Consider the following 15,434-nt stretch of genomic DNA (forward strand, 5'->3'; position numbering starts at 1 on the left):
ACAGCTCTATGCAGTCGCTGTACCTAGCACACTGCTTAGACTCTCATGCACATGCTTAGAGAATACCTGCTGCTGTACATCGAGCAGCTGCAAATGAGCCATTTGACGGCGTGGCTCAGCTAATGTATTCCAACGTGCCAATACTTGTAGTAAGCGCGAGGCTATCATCGGGTTAGAATCATCTAGCTTCTTAATCACGTCTGTATAGATATCCAAACCTTGTTGCGTCCATAATGCAGTTGGCTGCGAGGTAAAAGCGCTGATGACTGAACGTACGCGATTGGGCGTATTCCAATCGAAATCTTCATGTGCTAATAGTGATTTAATAACATCAGCATTGACGTTGTCAGCAGATGCTTGGACACTAAACCACAAATCAATCACCAAATCATCGGCTTGAAAACGCTGATAAAAATCTGCCAAGTACGCATCAGCATTTGCCACTTGATGATTGACCATGGCCTTTAGTGCCCCAAAACGTTCCGTCATACAGCTGGCATTATCATACTGCTGCTGTGCCCACTCTCCAGCGCCTTCCACGTTCGCCGTCAATGCCATATCGAGTACCACATTACGTAGTGCCCGTTCACCACGAGCTTCTGCACTGTCTTCATAAGAGTGCAATGGCAGTTGCTTGTAAAGCATTTCCCATTGATCTTTTAACGCCTCTGCTAGCTGCTGATACAAACCTTCACGCTGCGCTTTGACCACTTCTGGATCATAATCTTCAGGAATAGCAGCCGCCAACTCTTGAGCTGATGGAATATCAAGTAAACGCGCTGCTAGCATTGCATCTTCACCTGCGAGCACTGGCAATGTCTGCGCCAATGCCGCTAGATAAACATCAGGATTGCTCTTTGTGCTTTGGGTGGGCAATAAAATACGGTTGACCAGCATTTGTGTCACTTGCCAACGATTGAAGCCATTGGTTTCATGTTTAAGTAAAAATGCCAAATCTTCATCTTGATAATCATAATTCAGCTGTACAGGCGCACTAAAATCACGTAGCAAAGACACCACAGGCTCAGCACTTACGCCTTCAAAAGTAAAGGTTTGTTTGGCTTGGTCTAATAGCAACATACGCTCAGCAATAATTTTGCCGCTTTCTTTATCAAATAATGCCGTTGCAACTGGAATAGGCAAGGGTTTTGGCGCATCAAAGCCGCTCACATGGCGGGTTTGCTGACTCAACGTAATGGTCAATGTTTGCGTGGCGCTATCATAGTCTTGATGACCGGACACCACTGGCGTACCTGGCTGGCGATACCAATCGATAAATTCTTCTACTTTATCGTTAGTAATACTAAGCGCAGATAAAAAGTCTTCAACCGTGACCGCTTGACCATCATAACGACGGAAATACTCGTCCGTCCCTTTTCGGAAATCATTAGCGCCCAAGGTATTGGCTATCATACGGACAATTTCAGCGCCTTTTTCATAAACGGTGGTGGTATAAAAGTTATTGATCTCAACAAAACTCTCAGGACGTACAGGATGGGCAAGTGGTCCTGCATCCTCTGCAAACTGATGGGCACGCAAAGTCGCGACGTCATCGATACGTTGTACCGCGCTTGATTGCTGATCCGCTGAAAACGACTGATCGCGGTAAACGGTAAAGCCTTCTTTTAAACATAACTGAAACCAATCACGACAAGTAATCCGATTGCCCGTCCAATTATGGAAATACTCATGGGCGATAATAGCTTTTACGCTAAAGCTACGAGTATCAGTCGTAGTTTCAGGGCTCGATAATACACAGGCAGTATTAAAGATATTTAACCCTTTATTTTCCATCGCACCCATATTAAATTGACTGACTGCAACGATCATATAACGATCTAAGTCATAAGCACGACCGTAATTAACTTCATCCCATTGCATCGAATCTTTGAGTGCTTGCATACCAACATCACACTTATCGATATCGGCAGACTTTGCATATACTTCAAGCAAGACTTCTCGACCTTCACTGGTCGTATAGCTATCCGCTAATACATCCAAGTCAGCGACCACACAAGCAAACAGATAGCTTGGCTTATTGGTCGGATCATGCCAAATCGCATAATGGCGGTTTGGCGCATCGATCATCTCCCCCGCTTCAACCAAATTACCATTGGCTAGTAGTGTTGGATAGCGCTTGTCTGCTTCAAGGCGAGTGGTAAATATCGCGAGTACGTCAGGGCGGTCTGGATAAAAGGTAATTTTACGGAAACCTTCCGGCTCGCACTGGGTGACAAACATCGTCTCATCACCACTGCCTGCCATATAAAACCCCTCAAGCGCAGTATTGGTCTGTGGACAGATACGCACTTGTAGCGCCAATGTCACCTCATCAGGAGCATCACTAATCGTAAGCTTACCTGCTGACAGCTCATAGCGTTCAGCACTCAATGCCTCACCATTCATCATAAGAGCCAGCAGCTCTAAATCTTCACCAAATAAAACGATATCGCCTGCGCTTTGACGTACCATCTTTAGAGTACTGTCTACCTGTGCATGATCTTCAAATAACTTGATATCTAAGCTGACAGTTTCAACATCGAAGCTTGGCTTTTGATAGTCTTTTAAATTGATTTTACTGGGCGCATGGAGAGGCACATCAGGCATTTCAGCATTGATGATTTGCGCATCGTTTTCAGCGGTAGACATATAGATTCCTATGGGTTTTTATGATGGTTATATTTATAATAGCCTTTATAGCGACACTTAAGCGACACTTCGATACTGTCGCAATACTTATGTAAGATACCTAAGTACATTGACTTAAAGCGCCAAATTTCAAGGTTACTGTTAAATTAAAATAAGAAAGGTAACAATGATAAGAATCCCTATATAATGACGTAAATATTGGCGTAATGCGCATTATATCTATTTGTAAACTCTAGCATTATTTACAGTAATAGTACTTACATAAAGTAACATTTAGTATATTATAGATAGCAATTGCCTAAGTTTTATCGTAAGCAGTTTACAACAACAAATGTAATTCATTAAAATTTTTGGAGCTTATTATGTCAACCAGTTTTTCAAAAATCGCTGCCCTCGCTGTATTATCAAGCGCTGTTGTTCTAGCATCAGGTTGTGCCACTAAGCGTGCCACTTCTGAAGTCGTCGTTGCCCCTCTAGGTATCCCAGGCGGTCAAGTTGGCTACAATGGTGCTGTTATCGTAGACAACTCAAACGCAGTTATTACCGGTGCTGAGAACATCCAAGCCGTTGTATACTTTGCCTTTGACAGCAGTGCGATCACTTCACAATCTGCAGGTGTCTTAAACCAACACGCAGGTCTGTTAAAATCTAACCCAAATGCAGGCGTAGTTATCGCGGGTCACACCGATGAGCGCGGTAGCCGCGAATATAACATCGCATTGGGTGAGCGCCGTGCCCAAGCAGCACGTGATTATCTAGCAGCACAAGGCGTTGCAGCAAATAATATCCGTGTCATCAGCTATGGCGAAGAGCGTCCTGCTGCTGCCGGTACGAACGAAGATGCCTATGCCCAAAACCGCCGTGCTGAACTGTCTTACTAAGTATATAGCATAAGACATTATAAGCATTCAAAAGCCCAACAAGCCTATTGTTGGGCTTTTTGTTAGGCTAAGATAAATCACGATATAAACCATAAGTTTCTACAATATACAGACTATGCAAAACTTAATGCTACACGATATTCTCTATACTCAGCTCGACCCCATGACAATGACGTGGTGTGCGACTGCTAAAGTGCGTGCTTCACATTGCGATATTAAAAAAACCACTACTTGCTTAGCTGCCCCTCAAATTGCTTATAACCAACGCCAGCAGCAACGTGCAGGTGTAAGGCTATTATTGCAGGCATTGCTCAAAAGACTGGATATCGTCGATTGTTTAGATGAATCAAATTTTCCTTATCGACTTACTCATAGCCAATATTATGTGTGTTTTAGCCATACCAATGGCAATAATAAAAATGCTACTCGAATACAAAATGATATAGAAAACTCAGACATACCATACGTCAAGGTCGCTGTCGTTATCAGTCGCTATCGTGCCTCGGGTATTGATATCGAAGTCAATGCCGTGAAATGGCAGGTAGCAAAGCGGTTCTATCATCCAAAAGAGCTGGCTATCTTGCAAGCATTGCCAATAATACAGCGTAACTCTGCCATAAGATGGCTGTGGCAAATAAAAGAGAGCTTTATTAAGATACATCAATATACGCTTGCCCAAGGTTTAGGCATGGATTATTCCGCCATCATTTACGATTTACTCAATCAGCCTATAGAAACCCTACCCTTGCTTACTCTGACTGATGATAAGACTAACTATCGAATTTCTGTTATTTCCTCACAGCAAACTGTTATTGTTTATTGATAAATCTCAAATACCTGATAATAAATGATATTTATTACTTTATTTTAGACATAAAAAAACGACCCTCAAAAGGATCGTCTTTTTATACTTATTCTTCTGTTAACAACAGCACTCAGACTGTCATTAAATTAGAAGCGGTAAGTTGCACCAACTTTAACAATTGGCAACCACTCAAGAAATTTTTCGTCTTCCAATTCTTTCTTAATTTGAGCTTCAGCAGCTGCACCGTTTGCGCCAGTGGCATTAACAGTAGCAGTCGTTTTACCCATATAAGCTGCACCTAGCTCACCGAATAAACCAAAGTTATTAGTGATATTAGGACGGAAGCCAATAGTAGCATAAGGAGCTAATTTATTACGATGCTCTAAATCAGCTGAAACACTACCAACATTTAATTGGTCACCACGTGAAGCATCATAGTCACCATTTGTAGGAGTGCCAACAAAATATTTTTTGCCATCTACAGGATAATATCCATTAGGACCAGCATCTCTTGCATTAGCTGTGGCAGTGATTTCGTTATCAGGAACGATGATACCAGCACCCATAGTGAACCAGTTCGCCATAGGACGTAATTGGACGCCTAGGTACGGGTTGCTAAAGTCAGTATCTACATCGTAGTTTACATCGTTAGCATCAAAGTCACCGCCGAATAATTCAGCAGCATCGCCACCTGCCCAACCAGCTTGAATTTCAGTTTTGTCGTTTAAGCCCCAAGCGATGTTAGCACCATAACCTAAAGTACCAGCTTCAGCACTGATCGCTGCTGGATGAGTAACAGTTTGGAAGAAAGTCTTAGTACCGCCAACAACTGCACCAGTGGTGTTACGTAACACACCAGCATCTGCATTATAGGCATAACCAGCGTCTGCTTGATAAGCAACTGCTACTGGCTCAGCTTCGTATACAACAGCGTCATTGCCATCAATAACAATAACTGGATCAGCTGCAAGAGCAGCAGTTGAGGCTAAAACGGCAGCAGTGATTGCTGTTAATTGAATAAGTTTCATAATTACTCTCCTAAAGTATGAAATAACGCGCCCATAAAAAAATGAAAATCTAACTTTTTTAAACAATCATTTTGATGCGAGGATTAAAACAATTTTGGCTCAAAAAGTCACCCCTAAAGACGCACTTTTTATTTACCATTATGTAAAGATTGCATAGATATTGTAATAATTACTACACCAGCCCGCAATACTTCGCCTTTTTGTTACACAATGCTATTAAAGCCACCGCGCAGCCTACACATGATTATTGGAATGCTTAACGCTCATGTAAAGGTATTACAAAATATGTCTGCATGATGAAGCATCTTGAGAAATAACGCAATAACAGTTATGGAGTTAATTACTACAGATTGTTGTACTTTGTGACTGAACGTATCTAATATTGCTAAGAAAACCAAAAAATTCTCAGATAATTATTTTGTTATAAATCCACGCAATGTAAATACGTTACTATATAATGAGAGGTAGGCTTGTCTAAGGGTTATATTGTGCTAAATTAGAGTCAGTAAGCCAATTACTGTAGGCTTTTATACTTATCCATTTTTAGCCTTATCGCCTTGACTGTTCTGCTCTATTTTTAGAGGCGATTATATCTATTACGATACAACTACTTGCTTTGTTTTTTTATTATTACTGAGTCATTTATATGCCTAAAGTATCATCGATTACCCGTGTGCTAGAGATTATTGAGGCGGTATCTTATGCCTCAAAGCCGATTTCGCCACTAGAGCTATCGCAGGAGCTTGATATTCCGAAGCCAACCATTCATCGATTGATTCAAAATCTGGTTGATGAAGGGTTTGTGACAATTGATATTGGCGGCGGTATTATACCGGGTAAACGTGTACGCAATTTGGGTGTTGAGCTTTGGCAGCAGCGACTGTTCTTTAATGAACGTCAAATGATTTTGCAAAAACTGGTCGATGAGTTAAAAGAAACCTGCGGTATCGGTGTTCCTTATCACATGAATATGATCTATACCAACCGCGCACAAACGACCTTGCCGATACAGATTTATTTACCAGTGGGCGCAAAGTCGCCAATGTGGTGTACAGCGACTGGGAAGCTGTATTTAAGTCAGTTGCCGAGTGCAAGCCGCGAAAAAATACTACAAAATTTATCACTAGATAAGTTCACTAAAAACACCATCACTGATATCGACAAATTAAACGCTGAGCTTGATCGTATCGCTGAAACAGGCATAGGTATCGATAACGAAGAGTTTATCTCTGAGATGGTGGCAATCGCCGTACCGATAAGGGATAGGAAATCACGCTACCTTGCTTCGCTATATCTGCATGCACCGACCATACGGGTGTCTTTAGATGATCTCTTAACCTATGTGCCACGACTGCAAAAAGCGGCGCAAGATATTCAGTCTCTGGTCTATGAGCTGCCAAGTTAAATGCCTTGATATAAACTAGAAATAAGTCAAAAAAGGTCTGCACTATTACCATAATGCAGACCTTTTTTATTTGTGTGCTTGATAATTTAAGACAATACAGAGCTGTCGTGACGCGCCATAATGCTAGAAAAATCTCTATCGCCATTCTCGATGGTATGCGCGGCATAAAGCTCAGTTGCTTTAGCGCCCATTGGTGTCTCTACATGCGTATCTTGAGCGGTTTGCATGGCAAGGTTAAGATCCTTTTGCATCAGCTTACTCATAAAGCCACCTTGATAGCCATTGCTCGATGGGACATTTTCCATCACTTGCGGGTACGGGTTGTAGACTTCTAGCGTCCAGTTACGACCGGAGCTTTGTAGCATGATATCCGATAGCACTTTTGGGTCGAGACCGTTTTTGACACCCAGATTAATCGCTTCTGCCGTTCCTGCCATCAAAATCCCAAGCAGCATGTTATTACAGATTTTTGCAACTTGTCCTGCACCATGTGCGCCTGCATGAAAGATGTTTTTACCCATCACAGCCAGTATCGGCTCAGCTTTGGCAAAGGCTGCATCGTCTCCACCAACGATAAAGGTCAATGTGCCAGCGATAGCGCCCCCTGTACCGCCAGAGACTGGCGCATCTAAAAAATCAATACCAAGCTTACTTGCAACTTCTGCTACTTTCCTAGCATCAGCTGCTGCTATGGTACTGCTATCGATAACCAAAGTACCTTTTGGTAAGTCTATAAGTAGACCGTCAGAGCTACCTTCTCCTAGATAGACAGAATGCACGTGCTTGCCAGCAGGTAACATACTGATAATTACTTGGGCATTTTGAGCAGCATCTTTCGGACTCTCTGCTATATTGGCACCCGCTTGTTGCAAGCGCGCGGTCGCCTCTACAGATAAATCATAAACCGAAAGCGTATAACCTGCCTTTAACAAGTTTTCTGCCATTGGACCGCCCATGTTACCTAGTCCAATAAAGGCAATATTTGGCTTTGCTGTATTACCATCATTATCAGTCGTAGTTGTACTACTTGAACCTGTATCCTTTGTAGCCATCTCATCGCTCCTTGATGATTGATTATGCAATTAGTTTTAATTTTTCAAATTTCACTTAATCTAGTCACTTAATCCAGTTAAGTTGGCTTAAATCAGATGCTAAATATCTGGTTAGCGAACCGCTTCATTACCCAATGCAGCAGCGCTAAGCCAATCGTCTAAAGGATGCTCGCCTTTAGCATATGGATTGGTAAAATGCTGCTGGATATAATCTTGTCCCTCTGCGCTCAAGCAGTCCGCTAACGTACGAGACCAGTTTGGCGTGCGATCTTTATCAATCAATAACGCACGTACGCCTTCCTTAAAATCAGGGTTAGCCGCACAATGTACAGCGACATTGGTCTCTAGGTACAAAACTTGCTCTAGCGATAAATCCGTCACCTTATGATATAGCGCATAGGTCAATGCCGCAGTCACTGGACAGCCATGTCGATAGGTTGCAATGGCTCGTTGTGCCCAACTGTCGGCAGCAAAATCTGTATCAAGCTGTGTGAGCGCCTCATCACTTTGTAATAGCGCATCGATATCACCCAAACCGCCTCTGTTCATTAGTTGCTGAATAGCACACCAATGCTGCGCAAGCTTACTAGCAGGCAATTCAGCAACAGGCTGCGCCGCCAATGCTCGACTCACGATACTATAGGCGCTATTGTTGTCACATTTATCCGTACTATTAGCTGCAACCTGCCAATCGCTCTGTTTTAAACTTTGTATGACGGCATCATAATCACTACTGGCGACAGCATACTCTGCAAGGTTAGCCAACATTGCGTCGCTACCATTACACATTGCACCTGTCAGCCCTAAGAATAAACCAGTTTTGGCCGGCATGCGTTGCAAAAACCAACTGCCAGAGGCATCAGGGAATAGACCAATGGTAATCTCAGGCATAGCAAAACGGGTACGCTCAGTGACCAAGCGATGGCTACAGCCTGCCATCAACCCCATGCCGCCGCCCATAATGATGCCATCGCCCCACAAGATTAACGGTTTAGGATAAAAGTGCATTTGTCGATAAAGACTATATTCATGACCAAAAAAATCTGTCGCATAAGGATTTGGCATAGGCGCTGTTGCTGACATACTGTCATATAACCTACGAATATCACCGCCTGCACAAAACGCTTTGTCGCCTGCGCCTTTTAATAGCAATGCCACCACTTGCTCATCACCTTGCCACTGCTCTAGTTGTTGCGATAACAATTGACACATCTCAACGCTCAAGGCATTAAGAGATTTGGGCATATTTAACGTCATTATCCCAATAAGGTGATCACAATCTGTCGGCTCGGTGCTGAATAATACCGGCGCGTCTGATATGCCTTCTATAGCTGCTGTCATAAATGTGACCTACAAATATTAAAAGAAAAATAGTATCATTAAGTTTGATTTTATGGCGTTTATTTATTTTGCCAAACAGGCTTAAGCTTCTCTAAAAATGCTTGCACACCTTCGCGCTGATCTTCAGTATCGAACAATTTAATAAAGGCTTCACGCTCATGGATAAGGTTTTGCGCAGGCGGCGTGTGTCTTGCTGCTTGAATAAGTGTTTTGGAATAACTGACTGCAACTGGTGATTGTTTAGCGACTTTTTTCGCTAATGCCTGAGCTGCTTGCAACCCCTCACCTTTTGCAGCAACTTCTTCGACTAAGCCAATGCGTAGTGCAGTCTCGGCATCGACACGCTCGCCGCATAATATCATGCGCTTTGCCCAACCCTCGCCTACTAAAGCTGTTAGATTTTGAGTGCCACCGGCACACGGCAACAAGCCAACACCTGTCTCAGGTAAGGCCATTTGAGCATGATCTTCTGCGATACGGATATCACAAGCGAGCGCACACTCAAGACCACCGCCCATCGCATAGCCATTGATGGCAGCGATGCTCACGCCACGATAAGCTGACAGTGCTTCAAATGCTTCACCAAACGCTATCGCCATACTGATTGCGCGACCTTTATCGCCATCTGCAAAATTATTTAGATCGGCGCCCGCTGAAAAGAATTTCTCACCATCACCATGAACGATTAGTGCATATACCTCATCATTAGCATTGAGGTCAGTGACCAATTGCTTAAGCGCCTTAAGACTGTCCATCGTCCACGTATGAGCAGGTGGGTTGTTTAGGGTTAATGTCGCAGTATGACCATCAATCGATAGTTTTAAGTTGGTATAATCCGTCATGAGCAAACATCCTTATCATAAAATCATTTTATTCATATAAATAGTTAGCGCAGTTGGCTCAATGCATCATCTTGTAATAGCTGGCGCGAGACAATCACGCGCATAATTTCATTGGTACCTTCCAAAATCTGATGCACACGCAAATCTCGCACATGACGCTCAAGCGGATACTCATTGAGATAGCCATAGCCACCATGTAATTGTAGAGCTTCATTGGCTACATCAAAACAAAGATCGGTCGATAAACGCTTTGCCATCGCACAATAAGTAGAGGCTTGCGCATCCTTATGGTCGACTTTGCTCGCCGCTAAATACAGCATTTGCCGTGCCGTGATGGTTTGAGTCAACATATCGGCAAGCTTAAACTGTACCGACTGTAAGCTGGCAATCGGGCTGCCAAACTGACTGCGCTCTTGTACATAATTGGTCGCTGTTTCAAGCGCCGCTTGCGCCGTACCTACCGCACAGATACCGATATTAATCCGGCCACCATCAAGCCCTTTCATGGCGATACGAAAGCCTTGACCTTCCTCGCCAATGAGGTTCTCTACTGGCACTTTGACGTCTTTAAAGCTAATGGTACGCGTCGGCTGCGCTTTCCAGCCCATTTTATGCTCGTTTTTGCCGTATTCAATACCAGCACTATCGGCATCAACCACAAATGCTGAAATCCCCTTTGGTCCTGCAGCGCCCGTACGTGCCATCACTACCAACACATCAGTTGAACCTGCCCCTGAAATAAAGGTTTTTTCACCGTTAAGGACATAATACTCGCCTTGCTTCTCCGCTTTAGTACGTAATGATGCGGCATCAGAACCGGCATTAGGCTCCGTCAAACAGTAACTGCCTAGCCATTCACCACTAACCATATTGGGCAAATATTTCTTGCACAACACATCGCTACCAAACTCACCAATCATCCAGCCTGCCATATTATGAATACTCATATAAGCAGCTACTGCGGTATCACCCCATGCTAGCTCTTCAAAAACCATGGCAGAATCTAAACGCGGCAAGCCCAAGCCATCATACTCAGGGTTGGTGTATAACCCTAAAAAGCCAAGCTCGCCTGATTTTTTGATGACATCAATCGGGAAATGCGAGGTGCGATCCCATTCAGCAGCATTGGGCTTTAGCTCTTTTTGGGCAAACTGTCTGGCGGTTTGGCGAAAGGCAATTTGGTCATCGGTTAATGAAAAATCCATGGGGTCATCCTTTTGCATGCAAAACAAATATGGTGGAGAGAACTGAATAAATCATCAGTTTAATATTATTCATACCGTGTATTTTATACAGTATAGCAGCGGTATAACGACAATCATAAAATCATACTTTTCTAGCAAAAAATCTATTAAGCAAGATTGACGTTAGACCGCAAATATAGTGGATTGATTATTAAATTGAAATAGTTGTATTGACGCCGCGACTTGCTTCATCATCAAACCAGCGCGCCGTCACGGTTTTAGTTTGGGTATAAAATTGCACCGCTTGCTTACCATAAGGACCTAAATCACCAAGCTTACTAGCACGTGAACCTGAAAACGAGAACATCGGTAGTGGCACAGGAATTGGCAAGTTAATACCGATTTGACCGACTTGGATATCTTGCTGGAACTTATGCGCGGCAGCCCCTGACTGAGTAAAGATAGCGGTACCATTACCATGCGGGTTGGCATTGAGCAGCTCAATTGCCTCATCTAAGCTATTGGCACGCATGATGCACAGTACAGGTCCAAAGATTTCTTCTTTGTAAATTTGCATGTCGCTTGTGACGTTATCAAAGATAGTTGGACCAACGAAGTTGCCTTTCTCATACCCTTCAACCGTAATACCACGACCATCAAGCAATAGACTGGCTCCCTCTTCTACACCAGTACCAATCAAATGCTCAACACGCGCTTTTGCTGCAGGAGAAATCAGTGGACCCAAATCTTTATCGTGCTTACCGGCTGAGACGATTAAACCTTCTGCTTTGGCCTTGATGTCATCAATCCACTCACCAGCAGCACCGACAAGGACAACGACAGACAATGCCATACAACGTTGACCAGCAGCACCAAATGCGGCACCTGCTAGCTGATTAAGAGTCTGCTCTTTATTGGCATCTGGCAGGATAACGCCATGGTTTTTTGCGCCCATCATACACTGAGCACGTTTACCTGATTGACTGGCACGCTCATAAACGTGTTTACCAACGTTGGTCGAACCTACAAAAGAAACTGCTTTGATATCGGGATGATCACAAATGGCATCGACAGTGGCTTTGCCGCCATGTACGACGTTTAGCACGCCTTCAGGTACACCCGCTTCAACCGCAAGCTCAACCAAACGCATGGTCACCATCGGATCTTGTTCAGAAGGTTTTAAGATAAAAGTATTACCCGTGGCAATCGCCATTGGAAACATCCACAGTGGAATCATCGCTGGGAAGTTGAACGGCGTAATGCCTGCACAAACACCAAGTGGCTGCCAAATACTGTAAGTATCAACGCCTGAGGCAACGTTTTCAACGAAGTCGCCAATCTGCAGGTTTGCAATACCTGCTGCATGCTCGACTACCTCTAAACCTCGGAATACATCACCACGCGCATCAGCAATAGTCTTGCCCTGCTCTGCAGTCAAGATCTCTGCTAATTCATCCATATGATCGCGAATCAGTGCTTGATACTTTAAAAAGATACGGGCACGCGTAGTAATTGGTGTTTTGCGCCACGTTTGAAAAGCCGTTTGAGCGGCAGCGACTGCTTGATTGATTTCAACGTCTGTCGTTTGTGGGACTTTGGCGATAACTTCTTGAGTGGCAGGATCGGTAATATCAATCCATTCGCTAGTATTAGAATCAACAAATTGACCATTAATGAGCTGCTTGACGTGGTGCATAAGATATCCTTATCTTGTTTATAAGACCGCTATTAGGTGACGGCTTAGAATTTTGAAGACTTTGAGTTTTAAAACTTTAAATTTAAAAACTTAGAACTTATCATTCTGTCATATAATTTTAAAATGATTTATTTCGTATCGTTATTGACTATAACAATAAAACAATTTTAGGGTCAAGCTCTTTATGCTGCTTTTAGTAAAGTTAACGTTAATGTCCGATTTATCTACCATAACCCATAAGCTATTAACGACAATAAAAAAGCCCATGAGCATTCATGAGCTTTTTTAGATAAAGGTAATTTTAAAACGTGCCTGAAAATGCGCCTAGTAATCTTTCATAGATTGCTTGACCGCATCAATAGCCGTTGGATTATCAAGGGTAGACATATCACCAGTGGGTTTATCCTCTGCTAACGCCCGAATAGCACGGCGCAATATCTTACCAGAGCGCGTCTTTGGTAATGCTTGCGGGAAATAAATCGCAGCAGGTCGTGCGATACCACCCAAAGATTTGACGACCGCGCCTATCACTTGCTGCTCAAGGCGAAAGCGGTTTTCAGTCGTTGCCACCAGTTCATGATCTTTTAACACACAAAAAGCAATCGGCAGCTCGCCTTTTAGTTCATCTTGAATACCCACGACCGCACACTCTGCGACCTCTGCATGCATACTAATCGCCTCTTCAATCTCTTGGGTGCCCAGTCTATGACCGGCGACATTAATGACATCATCGGTACGACCGAGAATATGAAAATAGCCGTCTTCGTCAACGACTGCATAGTCCGATGTCGAATATTGATTGCTATCCGCTAAGCTAAAGTAGCTGTCAATAAAGCGTTTATCATTACCCCAAACTGTGGTCAAACAACCCGGTGGTAAGGGCGCGCGAATCGCGAGTAAACCTTTTTCGCCTGCTTTACACGGCTCGCCAGTTTCTTCATTGATGATCTGCGCATCGTAGCCATACATAGGATAGCCAGGTGAGCCTTGTTTGTGCGGTTTATCAGCGAACCTAGGAGTATTACTCAGAATAGGCCAACCCGATTCTGTCTGCCAATAATGGTCTAAAATCGGTACGCCCAAATGCTTGGTCAGCCAGCTGGCAGTAGACTCATCTAGTGGCTCACCTGCCAAAAAGAAGGATTTGACGCTTGAGACATCATAGCGCGTCATCCATGTCTCATCTTGCTTTTTCAGCATACGTACACCAGTCGGTGCAGTAAACAAAATATTGACCTTGTTGGCTTCCACAATTCGCCACCAGATACCAGGATTTGGCAGATGCGGTAAGCCTTCATACATAACACTGGTCATGCCAGCAAGCAATGGCGCATAGATGGTATAAGAATGCCCAACGGCCCAACCGATATCAGATATCGCCCAAAACGTCTCGCCTGCCTTACCGTCGTAGATATAGTCCATCGATGTGGTCAGTGCTACTGCATGACCACCGGTATCACGTTGCACGCCTTTTGGTGTGCCCGTCGTACCAGAGGTATAAAGCAGATACGATGGCGTATTAGACTCAAGCCATACAGGCTCGACGATAGCATTGGCTTCACAGCTGATACGGCGTTCAGTGGCATAATCCACATCTAGCTCTTTTACGTCAAACGGCAAAATACCACGATTGACCACTACTACATGATCAGGCTTGGTGGTTGCCTGCTCGATACCTTGATTGACAAGGTTTTTATAGTTGACAACTTTACCACCACGCAAACCTGCATCCACTGTGATGACCATTTTTGCTTCAGCATCATCCATACGAATGGCTAAATTATGGGCAGCAAAGCCACCAAATACCACCGAATGCACTGCACCGATACGCGCACAGGCGAGCATTGCATAAGCGGCCTCTAAAATCATCGGCATATAAATGATGACACGATCGCCCTTCTCAATACCGTAACGCTTTAATACATCGGCAAAATAATTCACTTCTTTATAAAGGTCGTTATAAGTCAGGCGGCGCTTGGTGTAGTCGGTATAAAATTCAACGTTATTACCCAAGTCTTTAAAAGCATCGACTACAGCAGGATAGGTTTCTACGAGTTCTTGATTAATCTCTGATGACAGCCAAATAAAAGCATCCTGTTCTGCACGTTCTGCAAGATGACGATCGACACAGTTATAGCAAAGATTGGTCTCGCCGCCGACATACCATTTAGCAAATGGCAAATTACTATCATCAAGGATTTGCTCAGGCTCTTTATGCCAATAAATACGCTTGGCTTGCTCAGCCCAAAACTCTTCTTTATTTTCAATAGAAGACTGATAAATCTCAGCAAAGGTTTGAGTCGTATTTAGTGCTTGAAATGTTGGGGCTGACGTTTGATTGGTCACTGCAGTGGCGGTTTGCGCGCTCATAATAGCTGTCCTTAGCATAAATGATGGGTAATGCGATATGATTTGTCCGATAATATCATAATATAAGACTGGCTATCCCGGCCAGCTATCCTTACTAAATCAAAAAAACCGATACACTATGTATCGATTTAGTGTGTATCGGTTTAAAATGTAGCAGAGCCAATCATAAAGGTCAACTATT

The 15,434-nt window shown here is 43.6% G+C and carries 11 protein-coding genes; 3 read left to right on the top strand and 8 right to left on the bottom strand.

The annotated features are described in order from the left end of the window. Positions 1-6: 6 nt before the first annotated feature. A complete protein-coding gene (pepN, locus tag JMX75_RS10500; protein ID WP_201532297.1) occupies positions 7-2,607 on the bottom strand; it encodes an aminopeptidase N in 2,601 nt (866 codons plus the stop codon). Between the two features lie 404 nt (positions 2,608-3,011). On the opposite strand from pepN, the gene pal reads away from it, so the two are divergent. Both pal and JMX75_RS10510 read left to right on the top strand, forming a co-directional pair. Then, positions 3,012-3,530 (top strand): peptidoglycan-associated lipoprotein Pal, encoded by a 519-nt coding sequence (gene pal, locus JMX75_RS10505; protein ID WP_011513840.1) that lies wholly within the window; start codon positions 3,012-3,014, stop codon positions 3,528-3,530. A 115-nt stretch (positions 3,531-3,645) separates the two neighbouring features. Next, the gene (locus JMX75_RS10510) at positions 3,646-4,353 is read left to right on the top strand and encodes a 4'-phosphopantetheinyl transferase family protein (RefSeq protein ID WP_201532275.1); all 708 of its coding nucleotides are present in this window, start codon (positions 3,646-3,648) and stop codon (positions 4,351-4,353) included. A 128-nt stretch (positions 4,354-4,481) separates the two neighbouring features. Here the strand turns inward: JMX75_RS10510 and JMX75_RS10515 are convergent, their stop codons facing one another. Further along, a complete protein-coding gene (locus JMX75_RS10515; protein WP_020443660.1) occupies positions 4,482-5,363 on the bottom strand; it encodes a hypothetical protein in 882 nt (293 codons plus the stop codon). A gap of 646 nt (positions 5,364-6,009) precedes the next feature. Between JMX75_RS10515 and JMX75_RS10520 the strand changes: the two genes are divergently transcribed. Beyond that, the gene (locus JMX75_RS10520; protein WP_149409501.1) at positions 6,010-6,768 is read left to right on the top strand and encodes an IclR family transcriptional regulator; all 759 of its coding nucleotides are present in this window, start codon (positions 6,010-6,012) and stop codon (positions 6,766-6,768) included. Positions 6,769-6,854: 86 nt separating this feature from the next. Here JMX75_RS10520 and mmsB read toward each other — a convergent pair whose 3' ends face one another. From mmsB to JMX75_RS10550, 6 genes are all read right to left on the bottom strand, one after another. Continuing rightward, positions 6,855-7,820, bottom strand: a complete 966-nt coding sequence (gene mmsB, locus JMX75_RS10525; protein WP_201532276.1) for a 3-hydroxyisobutyrate dehydrogenase — start codon at positions 7,818-7,820, stop codon at positions 6,855-6,857. Between the two features lie 111 nt (positions 7,821-7,931). Further along, positions 7,932-9,161 (bottom strand): enoyl-CoA hydratase/isomerase family protein, encoded by a 1,230-nt coding sequence (locus JMX75_RS10530; RefSeq protein ID WP_201532277.1) that lies wholly within the window; start codon positions 9,159-9,161, stop codon positions 7,932-7,934. 59 nt (positions 9,162-9,220) lie between these two features. Continuing rightward, positions 9,221-10,003: an enoyl-CoA hydratase gene (locus tag JMX75_RS10535; RefSeq protein ID WP_201532278.1), complete on the bottom strand. Its 783-nt coding sequence runs from the start codon at positions 10,001-10,003 to the stop codon at positions 9,221-9,223. 44 nt (positions 10,004-10,047) lie between these two features. After that, positions 10,048-11,208: an acyl-CoA dehydrogenase family protein gene (locus tag JMX75_RS10540; protein WP_201532279.1), complete on the bottom strand. Its 1,161-nt coding sequence runs from the start codon at positions 11,206-11,208 to the stop codon at positions 10,048-10,050. Positions 11,209-11,398: 190 nt separating this feature from the next. Beyond that, positions 11,399-12,883, bottom strand: a complete 1,485-nt coding sequence (locus JMX75_RS10545; RefSeq protein WP_201532280.1) for a CoA-acylating methylmalonate-semialdehyde dehydrogenase — start codon at positions 12,881-12,883, stop codon at positions 11,399-11,401. A gap of 324 nt (positions 12,884-13,207) precedes the next feature. After that, positions 13,208-15,253, bottom strand: coding sequence for a propionate--CoA ligase (locus JMX75_RS10550; protein ID WP_201532281.1), 2,046 nt, complete (start codon positions 15,251-15,253; stop codon positions 13,208-13,210). Positions 15,254-15,434 lie beyond the last annotated feature (181 nt).

The sequence above is a fragment of the Psychrobacter sp. LFX-11D genome (genome assembly GCF_904846475.1).
GTDB classification, from domain to species: Bacteria; Pseudomonadota; Gammaproteobacteria; order Pseudomonadales; family Moraxellaceae; genus Psychrobacter; species Psychrobacter cryohalolentis.

Bases quoted from the DNA above. Each gene is read 5' to 3' on its own strand.
- pepN (WP_201532297.1), bottom strand. From the start codon at position 2,607: ATGCCTGATGTGCCTCTCCATGCGCCCAGTAAAATCAATTTAAAAGAC.
- pal (WP_011513840.1), top strand. From the start codon at position 3,012: ATGTCAACCAGTTTTTCAAAAATCGCTGCCCTCGCTGTATTATCAAGC.
- JMX75_RS10510 (WP_201532275.1), top strand. From the start codon at position 3,646: ATGCAAAACTTAATGCTACACGATATTCTCTATACTCAGCTCGACCCC.
- JMX75_RS10515 (WP_020443660.1), bottom strand. From the start codon at position 5,363: ATGAAACTTATTCAATTAACAGCAATCACTGCTGCCGTTTTAGCCTCA.
- JMX75_RS10520 (WP_149409501.1), top strand. From the start codon at position 6,010: ATGCCTAAAGTATCATCGATTACCCGTGTGCTAGAGATTATTGAGGCG.
- mmsB (WP_201532276.1), bottom strand. From the start codon at position 7,820: ATGGCTACAAAGGATACAGGTTCAAGTAGTACAACTACGACTGATAAT.
- JMX75_RS10530 (WP_201532277.1), bottom strand. From the start codon at position 9,161: ATGACAGCAGCTATAGAAGGCATATCAGACGCGCCGGTATTATTCAGC.
- JMX75_RS10535 (WP_201532278.1), bottom strand. From the start codon at position 10,003: ATGACGGATTATACCAACTTAAAACTATCGATTGATGGTCATACTGCG.
- JMX75_RS10540 (WP_201532279.1), bottom strand. From the start codon at position 11,208: ATGGATTTTTCATTAACCGATGACCAAATTGCCTTTCGCCAAACCGCC.
- JMX75_RS10545 (WP_201532280.1), bottom strand. From the start codon at position 12,883: ATGCACCACGTCAAGCAGCTCATTAATGGTCAATTTGTTGATTCTAAT.
- JMX75_RS10550 (WP_201532281.1), bottom strand. From the start codon at position 15,253: ATGAGCGCGCAAACCGCCACTGCAGTGACCAATCAAACGTCAGCCCCA.